Genomic DNA, 24,333 nt, shown 5'->3' on the forward strand with positions numbered 1-24,333 from the left:
CTAATCAGCAAACGGCGTTTACCGTTTGCTGTTCTTGACCAGACGGCGCGGCACTAGTTGAGTGCCATCGCCTTCCGGCAATGCTTCTGCCAGCCCTACGAAGGAATGCTCGCCATACAAGCGCACAAAACCCTCAAAAGGCTGACCCGGTATTCTAACCGGTTGTCCGTTCAAGATCGATACCAGCGGCACGCCGGACAATCGGTACTCGGGAAACATGGTGAGGGCGGTTTCCGGAGGCAGCAGCAGGCCATCCAGGCTTTCCCCACGCTCACGCATGGCTTCCAGGTCTTTGACATCGTGGGCATTTGCCAGGGTGTAACCGGAGGCCAGGGTTCGGCGCAGAGCACTGACATGAGCACCGCAGCCCAGAACCTCCCCAATATCCTCAACCAGTGAGCGGATATACGTACCCTTGGTACAGGTAACCGCAAGATCCAGCTCTTGTTCCCGAACCGCCAACAATTTGAGCTCGTAAATGGTCACCGGCCTGGCCGGGCGCTCAATTTCGATGCCCTCGCGGGCGTATTCGTACAGTGGCCTGCCCTGATGCTTCAGAGCCGAGTACATGGAGGGCACCTGCTGAATGTCGCCACGGAACCGGGCCAGCACGGCCTCCACCTCATCCTCACTGAACTGGGAAACCGGCTTTTCCTCCACCACAGCCCCTTCGCTGTCTCCGGTTTCTGTCCGGATGCCCAGGCGTGCGGTGGTGATATACGCCTTGTCGCTGTCCAGCATGGTCTGGGAGAACTTGGTGGCCTCACCAAAACACAGGGGCAGCACGCCAGTGGCGAGCGGATCAAGCGCACCGGTATGGCCGGCCTTCGCCGCACCATACAGGCGCTTGACCTGCTGCAGAATCCCGTTGGAGGTAACGCCCTGGGGCTTGTCGATCACCAGGATGCCGTTTACGTCACGGCCTTTGCGTCTTCGGCTCAAGCGTCACGCTCCGGGTTATCGGAAACCGGGTCATCATTATCGTCCCGGGGCACGGCCGGCTTGTCGCCAACCGCTTCTCGGATCAGGCGGTCCATCTTGCGGCTCTGGCCCAACAGCTTGTCGAAGTGAAAACGCAGCTGGGGTACCACACGCAATTTCATGGCGCGACCAACCTGCCCGCGCAGAAACCCGGAGGCCTTGTTCAGTACCGTCAGGGAATCCTGAACTTCAGGTGAGTCCTCGGTAAGCTCCTCGGTGGACAGCAACGAAATATAGATATCGGCATAGCCGAGGTCACGGCTGACTTTCACATCATTAACCGTGACCATACCAACGCGAGGATCCTTCACCTCGCGCTGGATCAGCTGCGCCAGCTCTCGCTGCATCTGATCGCCGATGCGATCTACGCGACTGTATTCCCGTGCCATCAGGCCCCCGTGGACTCAAGCTGACGTTCAACACGGACGCGATCGAACACTTCGATCTGGTCGCCCACTTTCACGTCGTAGCCTTTAACACCGATACCACATTCCATACCGTTGCGAACTTCGGCAACATCGTCCTTGAAGCGACGCAGGGATTCCAGCTCGCCTTCAAAGATCACCACGTTGTCACGAAGTACGCGGATCGGCTTGTTACGGTATACGGTGCCCTCAGTCACCATACAGCCAGCCACCTGACCGAACTTCGGCGAACGGAATACGTCACGCACATCGGCAATGCCCACAATATCTTCGCGGAATTCCGGCTTGAGCATGCCTGTCAAAGCCGCTTTCACATCATCAATCAGGTTATAGATGATGCTGTAGTAGCGCAGATCCAGACCTTCCTGCTCAACCAGACGCTTGGATGCGGTATCCGCACGCACGTTGAAACCGAAAATAACGGCGTTGGTGGCCATGGCCAGGCTGACGTCGGTCTCGGCGATACCGCCAACACCAGACGAAACAATCTTCACCTGAACCTCGTCGTTGCCCAGGTCCTGCAGGGCCTTGGTAATGGCTTCCAGAGAACCACGCACGTCAGTCTTGAGCACCACGTTGAGGGTCTTGACCTCGTCCTTGCCCATATTCTCGAACATGTTCTCGAGCTTGGCAGCTTGCTGGCGCTGGAGACGTTGCTCACGCTCACGGGTCTGACGGAATTCAGCCAGCTCTTTGGCTTTTTTCTCGTCTGCCACAGCAAAGAATTCGTCACCGGCGTCTGGCGTGCCGTTCAGGCCCAGAATCTCGACCGGAATCGACGGACCAGCTTCTTTCACCTGGCGCCCGGCTTCGTCGGTCATGGCGCGCACCTTACCGAAGAAGGAACCGGCCACCACCATGTCGCCCTGGCGAAGCGTACCGTTCTGAACCAGCACGGTAGCAACAGAACCACGGCCGCGTTCCAGGCTGGATTCAACCACAACACCTTTCGCCGCTGCATCCGGGGACGCTTCCAGCTCAAGGATTTCAGCCTGCAGCAAGACCGCTTCCAGCAGGTCATCGATGCCCATACCGGTGTGTGCAGAAACAGGCACGAACTGAACGTCGCCGCCCCAGTCTTCCGGAATGACTTCCAGAGCTGAAAGCTCGTTTTTGATGCGGTCCGGATCGGCTTCTTCCTTGTCCATCTTGTTGATGGCAACCACGATCGGTACGCCGGCAGAACGGGCGTGCTCAACGGCTTCCTTGGTTTGAGGCATAACACCGTCGTCGGCTGCCACCACCAGGATAACGATGTCGGTACACTGGGCACCACGAGCACGCATGGCGGTAAACGCGGCGTGACCCGGGGTATCCAGGAAGGACACCATGCCGTGTTCAGTTTCTACATGGTAAGCACCAATGTGCTGGGTAATACCACCGGATTCACCGGCAGCAACCTTGGCGCGGCGGATATGGTCCAGCAGTGAGGTCTTGCCGTGGTCAACGTGACCCATAACACTGACAACCGGCGCGCGCTTGATCTTCTCTTTGCCTTCGTCCGGGCCGGTGATTTCGCTCAGAACTTCCTCTTCGAAGGCATCCTCGCTCACCGCCTTGGGCTTGTGGCCCAGCTCTTCGGTCACCAGGATCGCCGTTTCCTGATCCAGCGCCTGATTGATGGTTGCCATCACCCCCATACCCATCAGGGTCTTGATAACATCAGCGGACTTGACGGCCATGCGCTGGGCGAGATCACCAACGGTGATGGTTTCCGGAATCTGTACTTCTCTGACCATGGGCTTTGTGGGCCTCTCGAAAGCATGACGCTTTTCTTTCGGTTTCTTTTTGGCCCGCAGCGGCTTGCGAAGAGTGGTTTCCTCTTCGTCTTCGCTCAGTACTACCGGTTCTTCTACCGGACGGCTGCGAGGACCGCGATGGCCTGCCTGCTTCTTCTTCGGCTTGCCTTCTTCAATATCATCGCCGCGCTCACGCACCTTCTCTTTTTTCTTCTTCGGCTTGCGATCCCGACCTTCATCCTCAGGCGGAGGCATGGGAATATCCTCCGGCGCGATGGCAGGCTCTGCGGATTCTGCAGCAGGTTCCGGAGCAGCTTTGGCTTCGGTTTCTGCTGCGGCCGGAGCTTCCGTTTCAGGGGCTTCGGCAGGTGCTGCTTCCGCTGCGACCTTCGGCGCTTCTTCCACCGGCGCCTGTTCGGCCGCCGGTGCCTGTACCGGCTCTTCCGGTGCCGGCGCCTCAGCTTCCGGCTCAGGTTGCAGCTCTGCACGCTTGATATAGGTGCGGCGCTTGCGCACTTCTACGTTGACAGTCTTGGCCTTGCCGGCCTTAAGCGTCGTCGTGGTCTTGCGCTTGAGTGTAATCTTCCGCGGTTCAGCTTCCGCCTCGCCATGGTTTTTTCTCAGATAGGCCAGCAACTGCTGCTTCTCATCGCTGGTGACAGAGTCGTTTTCGCTGCGGGCTTTCAGGCCCGCTTCCACGATCTGCTTCAGCAAACGATCCACGGGAGCGCCTACATCTGCGGCCAGTTGTTTTACCGTTACTTCAGCCATACTGGTCCTCCTCTCCCGAATCAGGCCTGGTCTTCAAACCAGGGTGCGCGCGCAGTCATAATCAACTGACCAGCACGCTCTTCATCCATACCTTCAATTTCGAGCAGCTCATCAATCGACTGCTCCGCCAGATCTTCCATTGTGCGCACGCCCATGCCGGCAAGCTTGAATGCCAGCGCCCGGTCCATGCCGTCCATGTTCAGAAGATCGTCTTCGGGCTCAGCGCCCTCCAGGGCTTCTTCACTGGCCAGCGCCTGGTTCAGCAATACGTCTTTGGCACGACGGCGCAATTCAGTGACGGTTTCCTCGTCAAAGCCCTCAATCGCCAGCATTTCTTCCATCGGTACGTAGGCCACCTCTTCAATGGAGGTAAAGCCTTCCTCGATAAGAACACCGGCAAATTCTTCATCAACATCCAAGTGAGCGGTAAAGTGTTCAAGCAGGCGGTTGTATTCCTGCTCCTGGCGCTCACCGGCTTCTTCTTCCGTCATCACGTTCAGGGTCCAACCGGTCAGCTCGGTCGCCAGACGAACGTTCTGGCCGTTCCGGCCAATGGCCTGCGCCAGGTTATCTTCGGCAACGGCTACATCCATCGTGTGACGGTCTTCATCCATGACAATGGAGGCCACCTCAGCAGGCGCCATCGCGTTGATGACCAACTGGGCAGGGTTATCGTCGTAAAGCACGATATCCACACGCTCACCGCCCAGCTCATTAGACACTGCCTGTACGCGGGAGCCCCGCATACCAACACAAGCGCCAACCGGATCAATACGGCGGTCGTTAGTCTTCACCGCAATCTTGGCCCGGGAGCCCGGATCGCGAGCGGCACCGCGAATCTCGATCAGCTCCTCCGCAATCTCGGGAACCTCGATGCGGAAAAGCTCGATCAGCATTTGCGAATCGGTACGGCTCAGAATCAGCTGTGGTCCGCGATGATCGGTGCGAATCTCCAGCAGCAGAGCACGAACGCGATCGCCCATCCGGAAGGTTTCACGGGGAATCAGGTGCTCACGGGGAAGCAGAGCTTCTGCGTTGCCACCCAGATCCACAATCACATTGTCCCGGGTCACCTTCTTGACGGTACCGGACACCAGCTCACCGATACGATCGCGGTAGCTGTCGACAATCTTCATGCGCTCGGCTTCGCGCACTTTCTGGAAGATGATCTGCTTGGCCGCCTGGGCACCAATGCGCCCGAACGCCACAGACTCCACCTTCTCTTCGTACATATCACCCGGCTTCAGATTGGTGTCGATCTCTTCCGCTTCCTGCAGGGTCAGCTCAGTGCCCAACGCAGGAACGGCATCATTGTCGACCACCAGCCAGCGGCGGAAGGTTTCGTATTCTCCGGTGCGGCGATCAATGGCAACCCGGATATCCGCCTCTTCGTCTTCATAACGTTTCTTGGCAGCGGTAGCGAGTGCGAGTTCAATCGCCTCGAAAATCACATCCTTCTCGACACCTTTCTCGTTCGAGACGGATTCCACTACCAGCAAGATCTCTTTACTCATGGGATTGCCCTGCCCTCAAAATAAACGATACATCTATAGATTTATTCGAATGTGTCACTCGAAAACCGGCACGATGTTGGCTTTTTCGATACTGTCGAAGGGCAACAGGTATTCGTGGTCATCTACTACAACTACCACGTCGTCGCCCTCCACCCCTTTGATCAGGCCCAGGAATTTGCGCCGGCCCTCAAACGCCATACGCAGTTTGATCTGCACTTTATGACCAATAAATGCCTCGTACTGCTCCAGCCGGAACAGCGGCCGGTCCATACCGGGCGAAGACACTTCCAGCGTATATTCGGTCTGGATGGGGTCTTCCACATCCATCACCCCGCTGACCTGACGACTGACTTTCTCGCAGTCGTCGATCGCGATGCCGTTCTCGGCATCATCAATAAACACCCGAAGCTTGGAATGGTGTCCATGGGAGCGGAATTCAATTCCCCAGAACTCATAACCCAGACCCTCGACCACCGGGCGCAGGATGTCTTCCAGTTGTTTCAGTTTGGCTGACAAGTGTCGCCGCCTCCGTTTCCGAATTTTCAGGGTACAAAAACAAAAAAAGGGCTGTTAATCAGCCCTTTTATGCACCAGGGCCCTTTGCGCCAGGCCCCTTAATCAAAAAGCCCCTGAAACATGGGGCCTTTTGTTGCAAGAATTCGCAAAGCGCCAACCCTTTCAAGCGCTCTGCCGACAGACACCTGGCCTGCCTGGAAGCCTCGATGCTCGCAGGCTCCAATATCCGCGGGAGTATAGTGACGCCACGCGGACTGGTCAAGGACTGACCAAAAAAAACGGCCTGGGTTTGCCAAGCCGTCTTCTTTTAATATGGTGCCCGGGGCCGGACTCGAACCGGCACAGCTTTCGCTACCACCCCCTCAAGATGGCGTGTCTACCAGTTTCACCACCCGGGCATCATTCTTTACTCGAGTTCGGGGAGCGCGTCCCCACCCTCGGATTCGCTGTTAGCTGCAGGCTCATCAGCAGAGGGAGCCTGCTCAGCTTGCGCACCTGCCTGAGACGATTCCTGAACAACCGGAATACCTGCCTCGCCAGCCACTTCGGCGCGCTGCTTGGCAAAAATTGCCAGCGAAAAACTTGTCACAAAAAAGATAACCGCCATAAAAGTGGTCATCCGCGTCAGGAAGCTTCCGCTGCCCTGACTACCAAACACGGTCTGGGACGCACCACCACCGAAAGCCGCTCCGGCGTCTGCACCCTTGCCCTGCTGGATCAGAACCAGGCCCACCAGCGACACGGCGATCACGACGTGAACAACAACTACCAGTGTTTCCAACCAATCCATACAGACTCTCGTAAACGTGTCGGCTTAGACACCTGCCGGGAAAGACCGGCAAATGCTGATAAATTCTTCGGCCTTCAACGATGCACCACCGATGAGACCGCCATCAATATCCGGCTCTGCAAACAAAGCGGCAGCATTATCCGCTTTTACACTGCCGCCGTAAAGTACCGAAATCTCATTAGCCGGTGCATTCATACCATCCAGCACCTTGCGGATTTCCGAATGCATGGCCTGGGCATCGTCCGCCGTCGCGGTTTTTCCGGTTCCGATAGCCCAGACCGGCTCATACGCCACAACAACCCTGGACCACTGATCATCAGCCACAACTGACAACCCACTGCGAACCTGCTCGGCAACCACCGCTTCGGCTTGACCGGCTTCCCGCTCTGCGAGCGTTTCACCTACACACAGCACCGCAACCAAGCCACTCAACAGAACCTGCTCAACCTTGGCGGCTGCCACAGAATCCGTCTCACCGAACAACTGCCGGCGCTCGGAATGCCCCACCAGCACATAACCACACCCCATATCGCGGGCCATTTCGGCGGAGATTTCTCCGGTGTATGCGCCAGATTGCCACTGGGACACGTTCTGTGCACCGGTAGTGATCCGCCCACCTCCCTGCTCGGCAACCTGGCCCAGATAGATCGCAGGAGGGATAATAACCACCTCCACATCTTTGCCAACATTACCGGACTGCTCGCAAATTGCGCCAACCAGCTGTTTCACCAGATCTTTCGACCCGTTCATTTTCCAGTTTCCGGCAACAATTCTGCGACGCATCTCTGTCCTCGACAGTCCCGAGCAAAAGGGAGGCGGAACTATACAGCAGTCACCCGCGGTACACAACCACCCTTCGAAATCAGGGTGTTGAACGCTCCACCACCAGAGCAAGCTCTTCCACCACCCGGGTAATATCGTCCGCGCTCTGACCCTCGGCCATCACTCTGATCAGCGGCTCGGTGCCGGATGCCCGCAGCAGAATGCGCCCGGCATCACCCAGCGAAGCCTCTGCCCGCGCCATGGCCTCAACAATATCCGCCCTACCCAACGGATCAAACCGTTCGGCAACGCGTACGTTGATCATTTTCTGCGGCAGCTTGCTCATGCCTGCCCGTAGCTCTCCCATGGTCTTGCCGGACTTCCGCACTGCCAGCAGAACCTGCAACGCAGAGACAATACCGTCACCCGTGGTGGTGCAATCCCGGATGACCATATGCCCGGAACCCTCGCCTCCAATCAGCCAGTTATTGGCCAACAGGCGCTCCATCACATAACGATCGCCAACCTTGGCCCGCTCGAACTCGACGCCGATTTCGCGCAGAGCCAACTCAACACCAAGGTTGGTCATTAACGTACCAACCACACCACCGTTCAGCCGTCCTTCTGCCTGGCGCTGGGAAGCCAGGATATACAACAGTTCGTCGCCATCCACTTCGGAACCATCACGATCCACCATCAACACCCGGTCGCCGTCACCGTCGAAGGCAATACCAAGATCAGCCTTTTTCTCGGCAACCGCCTGTTTCAGCGCGCCCAGATGGGTAGAGCCAACATTCAGGTTGATGTTCAGGCCATCTGGCTCGGCGCCAATCACCGTCACTTTCGCCCCCAGCTCACGGAACACTTTGGGCGCCACGTGGTAGGTAGCACCGTGAGCACAGTCAAGCACCAGGTGCATGCCGTCGAGAGTAAACTCGTTTGGCACAGTACTTTTGCAGAACTCCACATAGCGACCGGGCGCATCGTCTACCCGGCTCGCCTTGCCCAGTTCTTCCGGCTCACACACTTCGATAGGCTGGTCCAGCCAGCGCTCGATCTCGGCTTCCAGGGCATCGTCCAATTTGGTACCGGCGGAGGAAAAGAACTTGATGCCGTTATCGTGATGAGGGTTGTGGGAGGCACTGATGACAATTCCCGCAGATGCCCGGAAGGTACGCGTGAGGTAGGCAATCGCGGGGGTCGGCATTGGCCCCAGCAACTTGACATCAACACCCGCCGCCGACAAACCCGCCTCCAGTGCCGACTCGAACATATAGCCAGACAACCGGGTATCCTTGCCGATCAGCACGCTGTTACGCTGGCCTGCCCGTTTGAACGCCTGCCCCGCTGCCCAGCCCAGATGCAGCATGAAGTCTGGCGTGATAGGACTATCACCGACCCGCCCTCGAATGCCATCGGTCCCGAAGTATTTGCGCTGGGTCATCGGATTGCCTCCTTCACTGCCGTTACGATCCTGACGGCGTCCACAGTTTCCCTAACGTCGTGCACCCTGAGGATGCTCGCCCCTTTCATGGCCGATATTGTCGCGGCAGCGAGGCTGGCCGGCAACCTTTCATTCACATCACGACCGGTGGCCGCACCCAGCATGGATTTTCGCGAGACCCCGACAAGCAATGGGTGCCCGAGAATATGCAACTGTTCAAGGGTGGCGAGCAGCTGATAGTTATGCTCTACGCTCTTGCCGAAACCAAAACCGGGATCAAGAATAATGTTATCGGCACGGATACCGGCCTGCTCAGCCACTCGCATACGCTCCGTCAGAAAAGAGCTGACTTCCCGCCGCACATTCCGGTACCGGGGATCGTCCTGCATGCTATCCGGCTCACCGTGAATATGCATGATGCACACCGGAATGCCGGCTTTTGCCGCCACTTCGGGCGCGCCTTCCCGCTGCAGGGCGCGGACATCGTTGATCAGGCCGGCACCCAACCTGGCGGTTTCCGCCATGACCACGGGATTGCTGGTATCCACCGAAATCACGGTATCCAGCTCTTTGGCAATGGCTTCAACTACCGGACACACGCGGTCCAGCTCTTCCTGGGTCGACACTTCAGTTGCACCGGGGCGAGTCGATTCACCGCCTACGTCAATGAAAGCAGCGCCATCGCTCACCATCTGCCGGGCCCGCACGAGTGCAGCCTCCCTGGAATTAAAGTGTCCGCCATCGGAAAACGAGTCGGGGGTGACATTCAGAATACCCATCACGTGGCACCGAGACAGATCCAGTTCGCGACCGGCAAAGTTCATTTTCATAACGCGGCTTCCACAGGCAGAGTTTTCAGAGAGGCAAAAACAAACGCCGCCCGGGGGCCCGGGCGGCGCATTCAGTTACTCAGGCTTTGACGGCGAGTCAGTGCTCGCCGGCAGGACGCCCTACGCCGGGCTGCCGGCCATCGTCGGAGCTTCTGGGCTCCGGCGCCTGCTCAGGCTCTTCAGCCTTCACGCCTCCGGCGGGACCACTGTCACCCCAGTTTTTGGGCGGACGAGGCTCCTTGCCAGCCATGATGTCATCAATCTGGTAACGATCGATGGTTTCGTACTTCATCAGTGCTTCGGCCATCATGTCCAGCTTGTCCCGGTTATCAATCAGGATCTGCTTGGCCTTCTCGTAGCACTCATCAATGATATTGCGAACTTCCTCATCAATCCGCTGGGCAGTCTCTGGCGAGTACACCGTGTGCGCCTGCCCCGCAGAACGACCAAGGAAGGGCTCCTCACTGTCTGTGTCATACTGGAGAGGACCAAGTTTCTCGGACAGCCCCCAACGGGTCACCATATTCCGGGCCAGGCTTGTCGCCCGCTCGATGTCGTTGGACGCACCAGTGGTGACACCATCAAAGCCCAGGGTCAGCTCTTCGGCGATACGGCCACCAAACAGACTACAGATCGAGCTGGTCAGATAGCGCTTGGAGTGGCTGTACTTGTCCTCTTCCGGGAGGAACATGGTCACGCCCAGGGCGCGGCCACGAGGAATAATACTCACTTTATAGACCGGGTCATGCTCAGGCATCAGACGGCCCACAATCGCGTGCCCCGACTCGTGGTAAGCCGTATTCCGCTTTTCCTTTTCGCTCATCACCATGGACTTGCGCTCGGCGCCCATCATGATCTTGTCCTTGGCCAGCTCCAACTCTTCCATGGAGACCAGGCGCTGATTACGACGGGCCGCAAACAGCGCAGCTTCGTTGACCAGGTTGGCAAGATCGGCACCGGAGAAGCCCGGCGTGCCCCGCGCAATCACCGCAGGATCAATACCGTCGGCCAGCGGCACTTTTTTCATGTGCACTTTCAGAATCTGCTCACGGCCAATGATGTCTGGCAGGCTCACCACCACCTGGCGGTCAAACCGGCCAGGGCGCAACAACGCCGGGTCCAGCACGTCCGGACGGTTGGTGGCGGCAATGACGATAACGCCTTCATTGCCTTCGAAGCCGTCCATTTCCACCAGCAACTGGTTGAGGGTCTGCTCACGTTCGTCGTGACCACCGCCCATGCCAGCACCACGGTGACGACCAACCGCATCGATCTCATCGATGAAAATAATGCAGGGGCTCTGTTTTTTCGCCTGCTCGAACATGTCGCGAACACGGGAAGCACCCACGCCCACAAACATTTCCACAAAGTCGGAGCCGGAGATAGAGAAGAAAGGCACCTTGGCCTCGCCCGCGATGGCCTTGGCAAGCAGGGTTTTACCGGTACCGGGAGGGCCCACCATCAATACGCCCTTCGGGATGCGACCACCAAGACGCTGGAACTTGCTGGGATCCCGAAGGAAATCCACCAGCTCTTTCACGTCTTCCTTGGCTTCGTCGACACCCGCGACATCGGAAAATGTGGTTTTGATCTGGTCTTCACTCATCAGGCGCGCTTTGCTCTTGCCGAACGACATGGGGCCTTTGCCGCCACCGCCGCCCTGCATCTGGCGCATGAAGAACACGAACAATGCGATGATGATCAGAATCGGGAACGCGGCTACCAGCAGCTGCGTCCACAGGCTCTGGCGCTCGGGCTCCTTGCCGATCACTTCGACGTTGTTGGCGAGCAGGTCATCCATCAGCTTGTTGTCAGACACCTGCGGCCGGATGCTCTGGAACTGGGAGCCGTCGTTGCGGACACCCTGCACCTGCAGACCATCAATGGTCACCTGCCGTACCTGGCCCTGCTGGACCATCTCGACAAACTGGGAATAGTTAACTTGTTGGCCAGTGGTGGTGGGAGAGAAATTCTGAAACACCATCAGCAGCACAGCGGCTATGATTAGCCAGAGAACCAGATTTTTTGCCATATCGTTCAAGGATCATCACCTGTGAATTGCAGGATCAGCGCCTGAAGGCCGCCAACCCTTTTCCGACACCTTACACCAATTGTACGCCGGTAAACCAGAAACGGCCCATCCGGAACCGATCGCGATACTACCTATATGGGACGCCATGACCGGAATTACAACACCCTCTGTAAGTGAATACGGCCATTTGTCATGAGTCGCTATCTGTTACAATCGCTGAATTATACGTGGTTGCCAGCGGATTCACCGCTGACCTTTTGTTAATTGCACCTATTAAGAGATTACATCATGAGTCTGTCACCGGAACAGCGCCGGGAATACCGGGCTATTGCCCACAACCTGAAGCCCGTCATCATCGTTGGCGACAAAGGCCTGTCTGAAGGGCTGCAGGACGAACTGGACCGCGCCCTGAACGACCATGAGCTGATCAAGATCAAAGTCGCCAGCCAGGATCGCGAAGTCCGCCAGGAAGCCATTCAGGCTCTGTGCGAAAGCTCCGGCGCCGAACTGGTCCAGACGATCGGTAAAATCGCCGTCATTCTGCGTCGTGCGAAGAAACCGAACCCCAAGCTGTCGAATCTGCTGCGCAACAAATAAGCGTAAGCTGAGACGCGAAAAAGCCGGCCTGGTTCCCCAGAGCCGGCTTTTTCTTTACGCCCGATCAGCACAACCGAGTCAGATATATTCCACTTCGGAAATCTCGTACTCCACGGTACCGGAGGGGATACGGATAGCCACCACATCCCCTTCGTTCTTACCAATCAGCGCGCGGGCGATCGGCGAGGACACCGACAGCTTGCCTGCCTTGATGTCGGCCTCATCTTCACCCACGATCTGGTAAGTAACCTCTTCGTCGGTTTCCATGTTGACCAGATGCACAGTGGTGCCGAAGATCACCTTGCCGGTATTCTCCATGGTGGTCACATCAATCACCTGCGCCACGGACAGCTTGCCTTCGATTTCCTGAATGCGACCTTCGATAAAGCTCTGCTGCTCCCGGGCCGCATGATACTCAGCATTTTCCTTCAGATCGCCGTGCTCACGGGCATCGGCAATGGCCGCGATCACCCGCGGCCGATCTTCGGACTTCAGCTTTTTCAGCTCCTCACGCAGACGGTCTTCGCCCGTCTTGGTCATCGGTACTCTGTCAGCCATAGCCTTACTTTCCTGCGTGTAGTTCCTGGAGGCGACGAACGGTGCGCTCCGGGCCAAACTTGATGGCCCGGCAGAAGGCTTCGCCACCTGCCAGTGTGGTTGTGTAGGTTACTTTGGTCTGCAAGGCAGACTGGCGAATCTGCGCCGAATCAGAAATCGCCTTGCGACCTTCCGTAGTATTGATAATCAGCTGAACCTGACCATTCTTGATGGCATCGACAATGTGCGGGCGACCCTCGCGAACCTTGTTCACCCGCTCAACGGCGATACCTTCGGCTTCCAGCGCCTTGGCGGTGCCAGTGGTGGCAATAATCCTGAAGCCAGCATCCACCAGGTCGCGGGCAACACTGGCCGCACCCGGCTTGTCCACATCGCGCACCGACATGAAGGCCACGCCCTGGGCCGGCAACCGTTCACCCACGGCCAGAGCGGCCTTGGCAAAGGCTTCATCAAAGCTGTCGCCCAACCCCATCACCTCACCGGTGGATTTCATTTCCGGCCCGAGGATCGGGTCCACGGCCGGGAATTTGTTGAACGGGAACACGGACTCTTTAACGGCGTAGTAGGCCGGCACGATTTCCTGAGTAAAGTTCAGTTCTTTCAGGCTCTTGCCGGACATCACCCGGGCCGCAACCGCGGCCAGAGACACCCCGATAGCCTTGGACACAAACGGCACGGTCCGTGAGGCACGCGGGTTCACTTCGATCACGTAGATCTCACCATCCTGATAGGCCAGCTGCACGTTCATCAGGCCGATAACATCCAGCTCGATGGCCATTTTTTTCACGGCCTCGCGCATCTCGTCCTGCACCTGCTTGCTCAGGCTGTAGGGCGGCAGGGAGCAGGCGGAATCACCAGAGTGAACACCAGCCTGCTCAATGTGCTGCATGATACCGCCGATCACAACATCAGTGCCGTCACTGATCGCATCAATATCGACCTCGATGGCAGCATTCAGGAAGTGATCAAGCAGAACCGGGCTGTCATTGGAGACCAGCACCGCGTTACGCATGTAGCGCACCAGTTCGGTTTCGTCATAGACGATCTCCATGGCCCGGCCACCCAGCACGTACGACGGGCGCACCACCAGCGGGTAGCCAATCTCGCGGGCAGCCACGATGCCTTCCTCGTGGCTGCGCACAGTGGCGTTTTCCGGCTGCTTCAGACCCAGGCGCTGGATCATCTGCTGGAAGCGCTCGCGGTCTTCGGCGCGGTCAATGGCGTCCGGACTGGTGCCGATAATGGGCACACCGGCGGCTTCCAGGCCACGGGCCAGTTTCAGCGGAGTCTGACCGCCATACTGGACGATTACGCCCTTGGGCTTCTCGACGTTGATGATTTCCAGCACGTCTTCCAGGGTGATCGGCTCAAAATACAACCGGTCGGAGGTGTCGTAATCAGTCGACACGGTCTCCGGGTTGCAGTTGATCATGATGGTCTCGTAGCCGTCCTCACGCATGGCCAGGGCCGCGTGCACACAGCAGTAGTCGAATTCGATGCCCTGACCAATGCGGTTGGGGCCACCACCGATGACCACAATCTTCTCACGATCGCTTGGCTCTGCCTCGCACTCTTCCTCATAGGTCGAATACATGTAGGCGGTATCAGAGGCGAATTCTGCCGCACAGGTATCCACGCGCTTGTAGACCGGGCGGATGCCCAGGTCGTGGCGCAGCTTGCGCAGACTGACTTCGGAAATGCCCAGCAGCTTGGCCAGGCGGGCGTCGGAAAAGCCCTTGCGCTTGAGTCGGAACAGGGTAGCCTTGTCGATATCGGCCTTACCGGCCGACTTGAGAGCCAGCTCTTCGCGCACGATGTCCTCGATCTGCACCAGGTACCAGGGGTCTACCTTGGTGTGGCGGAACACTTCGTCCACGGTCATGCCGGCGCGGAAGGCATCGCCGATGTACCAGATTCGCTCGGCACCGGGTACGTTCAGCTCCCGGGTCAGGGTTTCGCGGCTGTTCTCGGAGTCCAGCTCTTCCAGCTTTTCGTCAAAACCTTCGGAACCCACTTCCAGGCCACGCAATGCCTTTTGCACCGACTCCTGGAAGGTCCGGCCAATGGCCATGACCTCACCGACAGACTTCATCTGAGTGGTCAGGCGGGCATCGGCCTGGGGAAATTTCTCAAAGGTAAACCGGGGAATCTTGGTAACCACGTAATCAATGGACGGCTCGAACGAGGCCGGGGTGACGCCGCCGGTGATCTCGTTCTGCAGCTCATCAAGGGTGTACCCGACGGCCAGCTTGGCTGCGACCTTGGCGATCGGGAAACCAGTGGCCTTGGACGCCAGCGCCGAGGAACGCGACACCCGGGGGTTCATTTCGATCACCACCATACGGCCGGTATCCGGATTGATACCGAACTGCACGTTGGAACCGCCGGTTTCCACACCAATCTCACGCAGCACCGCCAGCGAGGCGTTCCGCATGATCTGATATTCCTTATCGGTGAGGGTCTGGGCGGGGGCCACCGTAATGGAATCACCGGTGTGCACGCCCATGGCGTCGAAGTTCTCGATGGCGCAGACGATGATGCAGTTGTCGTTCTTGTCGCGAACAACCTCCATCTCGTACTCTTTCCAGCCGATCAGGGATTCGTCGATCAGCAGCTCGTTGGTCGGGGACAGATCGAGACCGCGAGTACAGATTTCCTCGAACTCATCCTTGTTGTATGCGATACCGCCGCCGGAACCACCCATGGTGAACGATGGACGGATGATGCACGGGAAACCGATTTCTTCGGAGATCTTCCAGGCTTCGTCCATGGAATGGGCGATGGCCGCGCGCGGGCACTCCAGACCGATTTTCTTCATGGCCTTGTCGAAGCGGTCGCGGTCTTCGGCCTTGTCGATGGTGTCAGCGTTGGCGCCGATCATTTCAACGCCATGTTTCTCCAACACGCCGTGCTTTTCCAGATCCAGCGCACAGTTCAGCGCAGTCTGACCACCCATGGTGGGCAGCAGGGCGTCCGGCTTTTCCTTTTCGATGATCTTTTCGACCGTCTTCCAGGTGATCGGTTCGATGTAGGTGGCATCGGCCATGGCCGGGTCGGTCATGATGGTGGCCGGGTTGGAGTTCACCAGGATCACCCGGTAGCCCTCTTCGCGCAGCGCCTTACAGGCCTGGGCTCCGGAGTAGTCGAATTCGCACGCCTGCCCGATCACGATGGGGCCGGCGCCCAGGATCAGGATGCTTTTAATGTCGGTACGTTTTGGCATGTCTTGGTAAACCTGTCAGCAACTTTTGAATTCTTGCAGCGCGGTATTCAGCGCCGGTGAGCTATCGTTGATGGCCTTGCCCTCAGGCAGATCGCGCTTCCATCAGCTGGATAAACTCGTCAAACAGCGGAGCCACATCATGGGGCCCCGGGCTGGCTTCCGGGTGACCCTGGAAGCTGTAGGCCGGCTTATCGGTGCGGCGAATGCCCTGCAGAGTGCCGTCAAACAGCGATTTGTGAGTCGCTTCCACGTTGGCGGGCAGGGTTGTTTCATCCACAGCAAAGCCGTGGTTCTGACTGGTAATCATCACAGTGCCTTTGGCAATGTCCTGCACCGGATGGTTGGCACCGTGGTGGCCGTGGCCCATTTTCATGGTTTTTGCACCACTGGCCAGGGCCAGTAGCTGGTGGCCCAGGCAGATGCCGAATACCGGAATCTCGGTTTCCAGCACTTCCTGAATGGCCTTGATAGCATAGTCGCAGGGCTCGGGGTCGCCCGGGCCGTTGGACAGGAAGATGCCATCGGGGTTCATCGCCAGTACATCAGAGGCCGGGGTTTGCGCAGGCACGACGGTGATCTCGCAACCGCGGGCCGCGAGCATCCGCAGAATGTTGTATTTTACGCCGTAATCCCAGGCCACCACCTTGAACCTGTCTTCGGAGCGGTCACTGTAGCCGTTTACCAGATCCCACTCGGCCTGGTTCCACTGGTAGGCTTCGCTGCAGGTGACTTCTTTGGCCAGGTCCATGCCTTTGAGGCCGGGAAAGGCGTTAGCCAGTTCCAGTGCGCGTTCGGCAGTGGCGTTTTCACCAGCGACGATGGCCCCATGCTGGGAGCCCTTGTCCCGGAGGATGCGGGTCAGTCGGCGGGTGTCGATGTCCGCAATGCCAACAATGTTGTTGCTTCGCAGGTAGTCATCAAGGCTACCCTTGTTTCGCCAGCTGCTGGCGAGCAGGGGCAGATCCCGGATGATCAGGCCAGCGGCCTGGATGCGGTCGGATTCTACGTCTTCTTCGTTAACACCGGTGTTGCCAATGTGCGGATACGTCAGGGTAACGATCTGGCGGGAGTAGGACGGATCGGTCAGGATTTCCTGGTAGCCGGTCATGGCAGTGTTGAAAACTACCTCGCCGCTGGTTTCTCCGTCTGCGCCGATGGCGGTGCCGTAGAAGAGGCTTCCGTCTGCGAGTGCAAGGATTGCTGGTGTGCTCAAGGCTTGTATCCTCATCGAGTGGCGTAAGTTCGTCACGAACAGGAACGCAAGCGCATAATCTCAGGTTGCAAAAAAGCGAGACAAGGTAAAAACCCGGTCCCGCTTTTATAAACTTTTCAAAGGTACGCTTGGTGCAGTCAAATCGCCTTATTGTAAGCGATTTTGGCGTTTTTTGTCCACGCCGAATTGCTCTCGGCCTGACGCAAACTCCGGCCACGGAAGCAGGGCACCTTCCCGAAAACCGCTACAAGCACTTCCATGTGCGCTTCTCTCCGGCCATCCATGGCCTTCGAAATTTTCGGGAAGGTGCCCTGCTCCCGCAGCCTCTGAGTATGTAGCTCAACCTCAACTTTTCAGGTTCAGAACATCCTGCATGTCGTAAAGACCTGCCGCCTTACCCTTCAGCCACAACGCCGCACGCATGGCGCCTTTAGCAAACGTCATCCGGCTGCTCGCCTTGTGGGTAATCTCAATGCGCTCGCCCTCGGTGGCGAACAGAACGGTGTGGTCACCCACCACATCGCCGGCGCGGATGGTCTCGAAGCCGATTTCCTTGCGGGTGCGTTCGCCGGTGAAGCCTTCGCGGCCATAGACCGCACATTCTTTCAGGTCGCGACCGAGAGCATCAGCCACCACTTCACCCATACGCAGGGCTGTGCCCGAGGGGGCGTCTTTTTTGTGGCGGTGGTGGGCTTCGATGATTTCCACGTCGTAGTCATCACCCAAGGTTGCGGCGGCGGTGCGCAGCAGGTTGAGGACGACATTGACGCCCACGCTCATGTTGGGCGCAAAAACGACCGGAGTGTTTTCGGCGGCCAGGGCCAGTTGCTCTTTTTCGGCGTCGGTCATGCCGGTGGTACCGATCACGAGCATTTTGCCGTTAGCGCTGCAAAACTTCGCGTTTTCCAGGGTCAGGTCCGGGAAGGTGAAGTCCACCAGTACGTCGAAGTCGTCTTTGACGTCGTCCAGGCTGGCGGCCATTTTTACGCCGGTTTTGCCGATGCCGGTCATTTCACCGGCGTCGGCGCCAATCAGACTGCTGCCCGGCTCGACGATGGCAGCGCCGAGCTCAAGGCCTTCGGTACCGTCGACAGCTTCGATCAGCACTTTACCCATGCGCCCGGCGGCGCCGATGATCGCTACCCTCATCTGCTCTACCCTCAGAATTTCATTTCGTCGAAGAAGTTTTTCACACCCTCAAACCATGAGGTTTTCTTGGGGGCATGATGAGTTCCGTTGTTACCATCCAGGGTTTGCTGGAATTCTTCCAGCAGTTCTTTCTGGCGTTTGGTGAGGTTCACCGGCGTTTCCACAATCACCCGGCACAACAAATCACCGGCCGGGCCACCGCGGACCGGGCTGACGCCTTTGTTGCGCAGACGGAACAGTTTGCCGGTCTGGGTCTCAGGCGGAATCTTGAGCTTTACCCGACCATCCAGCGTTGGTACTTCCAGCTCGCCACCGAGGGTGGCGTCGACGATGCTGATGGGCACTTCGCAGTAAAGATTGCGACCGTCACGGGTGAAAATGGAATGCTCACGAACGGCGACCTGTACATAAAGGTCTCCAGGAGGCCCTCCGTCTACACCCATCTCACCTTCGCCGGACAGGCGAATACGGTCGCCAGTATCAACACCTGGCGGCACCTTGACCGAGAGGGTTTTCTCCTGGCGCACCCGACCCTGGCCATGGCAGCTCTTACACGGGTTCTTGATGATCTGGCCGGAGCCACGACAGGTAGGACAGGCTTGCTGTACGGTGAAGAAGCCTTGCTGCATCCGGACCTGGCCCATGCCCTGGCAGGTGCCACAGCTTTCCGGGCGAGAGCCTTTTTCAGCGCCACTGCCGTCACAGGCTTCACATTCTTTATGGCCAGGGATGTTGATCTTGACGGTTTTGCCCTTAACGGCCTCTTCCAGATCCAGCTCCAGGGTGTAGCGAAGATCTGCACCGCGGGTGGTTCGGCCACGGCCACCACCACCGAAGATGTCACCGAACACATCACCAAAGATGTCGGAGAAGCTGGCGCCACCGCCACCAAAGCCGCCGCCAGCCTGACCGTCTACGCCGGCATGACCAAACTGGTCGTAGGCGGCGCGCTTACTGGAGTCCGCCAGGATTTCGTAGGCTTCGCTGGCCTCTTTGAATTTGTTCTCGGCATCTTTGTCATCCGGGTTACGGTCCGGGTGGTACTTCATCGCGAGCTTTCGATACGCCCGCTTAATTTCCTTTTCGTCCGCATCCCGGGAGATCCCGAGTACTTCGTAATAATCGCGCTTGGCCATGCTTCAAAACCCTGTTTTTATAACGAGGAAAACGCGAGCCCGGCCCGCGTTTCCCCAACTACTTGATGTACCTCGGAATTACTTCTTGTCGTCGTCTTTGACTTCCTCGAACTCGGCATCGACGGCGTCGTCAGCACTCTTGGCCTGACCTTCTTCCTGGCCACCGGCCTGCTGAGCCTGGTCGGCCTGATCCGCGTACATCTTCTGAGCCAGCTCAGAGGACACTTCGGTCAGCTTCTGAGTCTTGGCTTCGATCGCTTCCTTGTCAGAACCCTCGAGGGCCTCTTCCAGATCCTTAATGGCGGCCTCGATGGACTCCTTCTCGCTGTCGGAGACCTTGTCACCGGCTTCACTCAAGGTCTTGCGCACGGCGTGTACCATGGCATCACCCTGGTTACGGGCCTGGACAAGCTCCTCGAACTTGCGATCTTCCTCGGCATTGGCCTCGGCATCGCGAACCATCTTCTCGATCTCGTCATCGTTCAGACCAGAAGAGGCCTTGATCACGATGGACTGTTCCTTGCCGGTCGCCTTGTCTTTGGCAGACACGTTCAGGATACCGTTGGCATCAATATCGAAGGTTACTTCGATCTGCGGCACACCGCGCGGTGCCGGCGGAATGTCGGCCAGATCGAAACGACCCAGAGACTTGTTCTGTGCCGCCTGCTTACGCTCACCCTGAACCACATGAATGGTCACTGCAGTCTGGTTGTCATCCGCTGTAGAGAAGGTCTGCGATTTCTTGGTCGGAATCGTGGTGTTCTTCTCGATCAGCGGAGTGGCCACGCCACCCATGGTTTCGATACCCAGGGTCAGCGGGGTTACGTCCAGCAGCAGTACGTCTTTCACGTCGCCAGACAGTACCGCGCCCTGAATCGCTGCACCCATGGCGACGGCCTCGTCCGGGTTCACGTCTTTACGCGGCTCTTTGCCGAAGAACTCTTTTACTTTCTCCTGCACCAGCGGCATACGGGTCTGACCACCGACCAGAATAACCTCGTCGATTTCACCGGCCTTCATGCCCGCATCCTGAAGAGCCACCTTACAGGGCTCCAGACTGCGCTGAACCAGGTCTTCCACCAGCGATTCCAGCTTGGCACGGGTCAGCTTCACGTTCATGTGCTTGGGACCAGACGCATCTGCAGTGATGTACGGCAGGTTTACGTCGGTCTGCTGGCTGCTGGACAGCTCGATCTTGGCCTTCTCCGCCGCTTCTTTCAGACGCTGCATGGCCAGAGAGTCGCCGCGAAGATCGATGCCGCTGTCTTTCTTGAACTGGTCGGCCAGGTATTCAATCACTTTCAGGTCGAAATCTTCACCGCCCAGGAAGGTGTCACCGTTGGTGGCCAGCACTTCGAACTGGTGCTCGCCGTCTACGTCCGCAATTTCGATGATGGACAGATCGAAAGTACCACCACCCAGGTCGTACACAGCAACAGTACGATCACCGCTCTTCTTGTCCAGGCCATAAGCCAGGGCCGCAGCAGTTGGCTCGTTGATGATCCGCTTCACTTCCAGACCAGCAATCTTGCCAGCATCTTTGGTCGCCTGGCGCTGGCTGTCATTGAAGTACGCAGGCACGGTGATCACCGCTTCGGTTACCTTTTCACCCAGGTAGTCTTCTGCAGTCTTCTTCATTTTCTTCAGAACTTCTGCAGACACCTGCGGCGGCGCCATTTTCTGACCCTTTACCTCAACCCAGGCGTCACCGTTGTCTGCCTTGGCGATTTTATAGGGCACCATCTTGATGTCTTTCTGAACCACGTCATCTTCAAAACGACGACCAATCAGACGCTTGATGGCGTACAGAGTGTTGTGCGGGTTGGTCACCGCCTGACGCTTGGCCGACTGGCCAACCAGAGTCTCGTTGTCATCGGTGTAGGCGATGATGGACGGGGTGGTGCGATCACCCTCTGCGTTTTCAATTACCTTTACCTTGTCGCCATCCATGATGGCCACACAGGAGTTTGTGGTTCCCAGGTCGATACCAATAATCTTGCTCATCGAATCACTCCAAATCTTTCTGAATGCTGTTCCGGAGAATGCCTACCCCGGCCTTTGCTGTTTAATCGCTATATTGGCGCTCCGCTCGACTTTTCAAGCCTGCTCGTCGATTTTTGGCGCATCTTCTGCCTTGGCCACTACGACCATCGCCGGACGAACTACCCGGCCATTAAGCAGATAACCTTTCTGCACAACCGCAACCACGCTGTTAGGCTCGGCATCCGGCGCCGGCACCATGGACATGGCTTCGTGCTGCTGCGGATCGAACGGCTCACCCACCGGGTTGAGCTGTTCAACGTTGAATTTCTTCAGGCTGTTCATGAACAGCGTCAGGGTCATTTCCACACCTTCGCGAATGGACGCAACCAGCTCGCCTGCGTTTTCGTGACCCTCGGTGCTTTCGACCGCCTTCTCCAGACTGTCGGCCACCGGCAACAGCTCTTTCACAAACTTCTCGAGCGCAAACTTGTGAGCTTTTTCCACATCAATCTCGGCCCGGCGACGGACATTCTGCATCTCCGCCTGTGCCCGCAAGGCCTGCTCCTGGTACTCCTGCAGTTTCTGCTGCAGCACATCCAGCTCGGAGCCCTGCTCCGGTGACTGCTCGGCATCCTGGTTACCTGCAGCCTGCTCTTCCGCCGCAGCTTCTGCTGCCTCGTTGCGTTCTTCTACCTGTTCGTTGCGCTTTTCGTCAGCACTCATGACAACTCCTGATAACGTTTTCACGGCCACGGAGGCCTGCAGAAATAACCACTCCCGCTTGTGCAGAAAGCAGGAAAGAATCGCTTTGCGAACCGATATGGGGCCCGCTTCCCGGGTTTCAACCGTCACCCACGCAATCTTTGATGTTTTCATCATTTCCTGTTTGCAAACCGGAAAAACCCTGTATATATTCACAGCAACTGTATGAACGAACAGTGGTCAGAGTTATTACTTGCTCAAGAACGAGCGGAGGTTGCGGCATGCTCACACAACTCACGGTATCGAACTACGCCATTGCAGAAAGGGTTGAACTCCAGTTCAACCGCGGTATGACAGCCCTGACTGGGGAAACCGGCGCCGGCAAGTCGATTGTGCTTGATGCCCTTGGCCTGGCCATGGGAGGCCGGGCCGATGCCGGCGCTGTTCGCCATGGCGCCAAGCGTGCCGACATTACCGCCAGCTTCGATATATCCCGCATCCCCGAAGCCCGGTCCTGGCTGGACAGCCATGAGCTGGACGACAAGGACGATTGCATCCTGCGCCGGACCATCAGCAAGGACGGCCGCTCCAAGGCATTCATTAATGGCCAGCCCTGCCCGCTGTCACAATTGAAAGAACTGGGCGGCCTGCTGATGGATATCCACAGTCAGCACCAGCATCAATCCCTGCTGCGCAAGGAAACCCACCGAAAGCTGCTGGACGAGTTCGCCGGCGCGGAAAGCCTGGCCGACGAAACCCGATCTGCATGGAAAGCCTGGCACCAGACGCGTCAGAAACTACAGCAACGCCAGCACAATGCTGATGAGGCCGAGGCCCGTTTACAGCTGCTGCGCTATCAGGTGGAAGAGCTGGACAGGTTGGCGCTGGGCGAGGACGAACAGACAACCCTGGAAGCCGAACAGGCACAGCTCAGCCAGGCCGACGCCGTACTTCACAGCAGCCACCAGGCCGCCCTGCTATGCACTGAAGATGAGGTTTCGGCCGCAGACCTGGTGCGCCAGGCACTGCACCAACTGGAGCAACTGCCGGTTGATGTCCCGGCACTGACCGACACCATCCAGATGCTGAACGAAGCACAGATTCAGATTTCAGAAGCCGGCGACAACCTGCGCCGCTTCGTAGACGACTACGAAGCCGACCCGGTCCGACTGAACGAAGTGGAAGAACGGCTCAGCGCCATTTATCAGATGGCGCGCAAACACCGGATCACCCCGGAGGAGTTGCCGGAGTTGCATCAACGCCTGAGCCAGGAGCTGGCCGAACTGGATGGCGGCGAAGGCAGCCTGGAACAACTTCAGGCCGAGCTGGAAAACCTGCGGGCACGGTTTGACGCCCTGGCCACCAAGCTGACAGAAACACGCCGGAATGCCGCCATGGAGCTCGACCAGCGAATCGCCCGGGAGTTGGCACAATTGAGCATGCCATCGGTGCAGTTTGTCAGCCACCTGAGCCGGAACAGTGATGACGAACCTGCCCCTCACGGCATGGAAGAGGTGGAATTCCTGGTAAGTGCCAACCCGGGCCAACCCGCCCGATCGTTGGCCAAGGTGGCTTCCGGCGGTGAACTTTCCCGCATAAGCCTGGCCATTCAGGTGGTTGTGGCACAAACCTCCACCACACCAACTTTGGTGTTCGATGAGGTGGATGTCGGCATCGGTGGCGGCACCGCGGAGGTCGTAGGCCGCCTGCTGAGATCACTCGGCGAGAATGGCCAGGTACTGTGCGTCACGCACCTGCCGCAGGTGGCGGCCCAGTGCCATCAGCATTTGTTCGTCAGCAAATTTACCGAGAAAGACGCGACCTATTCACGCATCGAATCCCTGGATGACCAGGGCCGGATCAGCGAAGTTGCAAGGATGCTTGGCGGAGTGGACATGACAGAACAGACCATAGCCCATGCCCGGGAGATGTTTGTAAAGGGCCAGGCAACCCATCACTAATCCCCCT

Annotated in this window: 19 protein-coding genes and 1 tRNA gene; 2 read left to right on the forward strand and 18 right to left on the reverse strand. The window is 57.9% G+C overall.

Annotated elements, in window-relative coordinates:
* Nucleotides 1-18 precede the first annotated feature (18 nt).
* From truB to ftsH, 11 genes are all read right to left on the reverse strand, one after another.
* Nucleotides 19-942 carry a tRNA pseudouridine(55) synthase TruB gene (gene truB / locus Q675_RS32270; RefSeq protein WP_023011646.1) on the reverse strand — a complete coding sequence of 308 codons (924 nt, stop codon included), beginning with the start codon at nucleotides 940-942 and terminating at the stop codon, nucleotides 19-21.
* Complete coding sequence (gene rbfA / locus Q675_RS32275) at nucleotides 939-1,370, reverse strand: 30S ribosome-binding factor RbfA (RefSeq protein WP_023011647.1); 432 nt, start codon at nucleotides 1,368-1,370, stop codon at nucleotides 939-941. The genes truB and rbfA overlap by 4 nt, the downstream gene beginning before the upstream one ends.
* Nucleotides 1,370-3,916 (reverse strand): translation initiation factor IF-2, encoded by a 2,547-nt coding sequence (gene infB, locus Q675_RS32280; RefSeq protein ID WP_023011648.1) that lies wholly within the window; start codon nucleotides 3,914-3,916, stop codon nucleotides 1,370-1,372. Before infB ends, rbfA begins: the two co-directional genes overlap by 1 nt.
* A gap of 20 nt (nucleotides 3,917-3,936) precedes the next feature.
* On the reverse strand, nucleotides 3,937-5,430 hold the full coding sequence (gene nusA, locus Q675_RS32285; RefSeq protein ID WP_011786761.1) for a transcription termination factor NusA: 1,494 nt from the start codon (nucleotides 5,428-5,430) through the stop codon (nucleotides 3,937-3,939).
* A 54-nt stretch (nucleotides 5,431-5,484) separates the two neighbouring features.
* The gene (gene rimP, locus Q675_RS32290) at nucleotides 5,485-5,946 is read right to left on the reverse strand and encodes a ribosome maturation factor RimP (protein WP_011786762.1); all 462 of its coding nucleotides are present in this window, start codon (nucleotides 5,944-5,946) and stop codon (nucleotides 5,485-5,487) included.
* A 313-nt stretch (nucleotides 5,947-6,259) separates the two neighbouring features.
* Nucleotides 6,260-6,344: transfer RNA gene (locus Q675_RS32295), tRNA-Leu, on the reverse strand.
* Nucleotides 6,345-6,352: 8 nt separating this feature from the next.
* Nucleotides 6,353-6,736, reverse strand: a complete 384-nt coding sequence (gene secG, locus Q675_RS32300) for a preprotein translocase subunit SecG (RefSeq protein ID WP_014422594.1) — start codon at nucleotides 6,734-6,736, stop codon at nucleotides 6,353-6,355.
* Between the two features lie 24 nt (nucleotides 6,737-6,760).
* Nucleotides 6,761-7,519, reverse strand: coding sequence for a triose-phosphate isomerase (gene tpiA / locus Q675_RS32305; protein WP_031211574.1), 759 nt, complete (start codon nucleotides 7,517-7,519; stop codon nucleotides 6,761-6,763).
* A 79-nt stretch (nucleotides 7,520-7,598) separates the two neighbouring features.
* On the reverse strand, nucleotides 7,599-8,942 hold the full coding sequence (glmM, locus tag Q675_RS32310; protein WP_023011649.1) for a phosphoglucosamine mutase: 1,344 nt from the start codon (nucleotides 8,940-8,942) through the stop codon (nucleotides 7,599-7,601).
* Nucleotides 8,939-9,772 carry a dihydropteroate synthase gene (gene folP / locus Q675_RS32315; RefSeq protein ID WP_023011650.1) on the reverse strand — a complete coding sequence of 278 codons (834 nt, stop codon included), beginning with the start codon at nucleotides 9,770-9,772 and terminating at the stop codon, nucleotides 8,939-8,941. Before folP ends, glmM begins: the two co-directional genes overlap by 4 nt.
* Before the next feature lie 97 nt (nucleotides 9,773-9,869).
* Complete coding sequence (ftsH, locus tag Q675_RS32320; RefSeq protein WP_022991281.1) at nucleotides 9,870-11,813, reverse strand: ATP-dependent zinc metalloprotease FtsH; 1,944 nt, start codon at nucleotides 11,811-11,813, stop codon at nucleotides 9,870-9,872.
* A gap of 279 nt (nucleotides 11,814-12,092) precedes the next feature.
* On the opposite strand from ftsH, the gene yhbY reads away from it, so the two are divergent.
* Nucleotides 12,093-12,401 (forward strand): ribosome assembly RNA-binding protein YhbY, encoded by a 309-nt coding sequence (yhbY, locus tag Q675_RS32325; protein ID WP_011786768.1) that lies wholly within the window; start codon nucleotides 12,093-12,095, stop codon nucleotides 12,399-12,401.
* A gap of 78 nt (nucleotides 12,402-12,479) precedes the next feature.
* Here the strand turns inward: yhbY and greA are convergent, their stop codons facing one another.
* The 7 genes from greA to grpE form a co-directional block, all read right to left on the reverse strand.
* Nucleotides 12,480-12,959 carry a transcription elongation factor GreA gene (greA, locus tag Q675_RS32330; protein WP_022991279.1) on the reverse strand — a complete coding sequence of 160 codons (480 nt, stop codon included), beginning with the start codon at nucleotides 12,957-12,959 and terminating at the stop codon, nucleotides 12,480-12,482.
* A 4-nt stretch (nucleotides 12,960-12,963) separates the two neighbouring features.
* Nucleotides 12,964-16,182: a carbamoyl-phosphate synthase large subunit gene (gene carB / locus Q675_RS32335; protein WP_023011651.1), complete on the reverse strand. Its 3,219-nt coding sequence runs from the start codon at nucleotides 16,180-16,182 to the stop codon at nucleotides 12,964-12,966.
* An 82-nt stretch (nucleotides 16,183-16,264) separates the two neighbouring features.
* On the reverse strand, nucleotides 16,265-17,395 hold the full coding sequence (gene carA, locus Q675_RS32340) for a glutamine-hydrolyzing carbamoyl-phosphate synthase small subunit (protein WP_023011652.1): 1,131 nt from the start codon (nucleotides 17,393-17,395) through the stop codon (nucleotides 16,265-16,267).
* A gap of 345 nt (nucleotides 17,396-17,740) precedes the next feature.
* Nucleotides 17,741-18,544: a 4-hydroxy-tetrahydrodipicolinate reductase gene (dapB, locus tag Q675_RS32345; RefSeq protein ID WP_023011654.1), complete on the reverse strand. Its 804-nt coding sequence runs from the start codon at nucleotides 18,542-18,544 to the stop codon at nucleotides 17,741-17,743.
* Nucleotides 18,545-18,555: 11 nt separating this feature from the next.
* Nucleotides 18,556-19,680, reverse strand: a complete 1,125-nt coding sequence (gene dnaJ / locus Q675_RS32350) for a molecular chaperone DnaJ (protein WP_023011655.1) — start codon at nucleotides 19,678-19,680, stop codon at nucleotides 18,556-18,558.
* A 78-nt stretch (nucleotides 19,681-19,758) separates the two neighbouring features.
* Nucleotides 19,759-21,684 carry a molecular chaperone DnaK gene (gene dnaK, locus Q675_RS32355; RefSeq protein WP_023011656.1) on the reverse strand — a complete coding sequence of 642 codons (1,926 nt, stop codon included), beginning with the start codon at nucleotides 21,682-21,684 and terminating at the stop codon, nucleotides 19,759-19,761.
* A 93-nt stretch (nucleotides 21,685-21,777) separates the two neighbouring features.
* Nucleotides 21,778-22,386 (reverse strand): nucleotide exchange factor GrpE, encoded by a 609-nt coding sequence (gene grpE / locus Q675_RS0119295; RefSeq protein WP_031211578.1) that lies wholly within the window; start codon nucleotides 22,384-22,386, stop codon nucleotides 21,778-21,780.
* Nucleotides 22,387-22,646: 260 nt separating this feature from the next.
* Here grpE and recN point away from each other — a divergent pair, with 260 nt between their 5' ends.
* The gene (gene recN, locus Q675_RS32360) at nucleotides 22,647-24,326 is read left to right on the forward strand and encodes a DNA repair protein RecN (protein WP_023011658.1); all 1,680 of its coding nucleotides are present in this window, start codon (nucleotides 22,647-22,649) and stop codon (nucleotides 24,324-24,326) included.
* Nucleotides 24,327-24,333 lie beyond the last annotated feature (7 nt).

Origin of the sequence: Marinobacter sp. EN3 (assembly GCF_000475315.1) — a bacterium.
Classification (GTDB): Bacteria; Pseudomonadota; Gammaproteobacteria; order Pseudomonadales; family Oleiphilaceae; genus Marinobacter; species Marinobacter nauticus.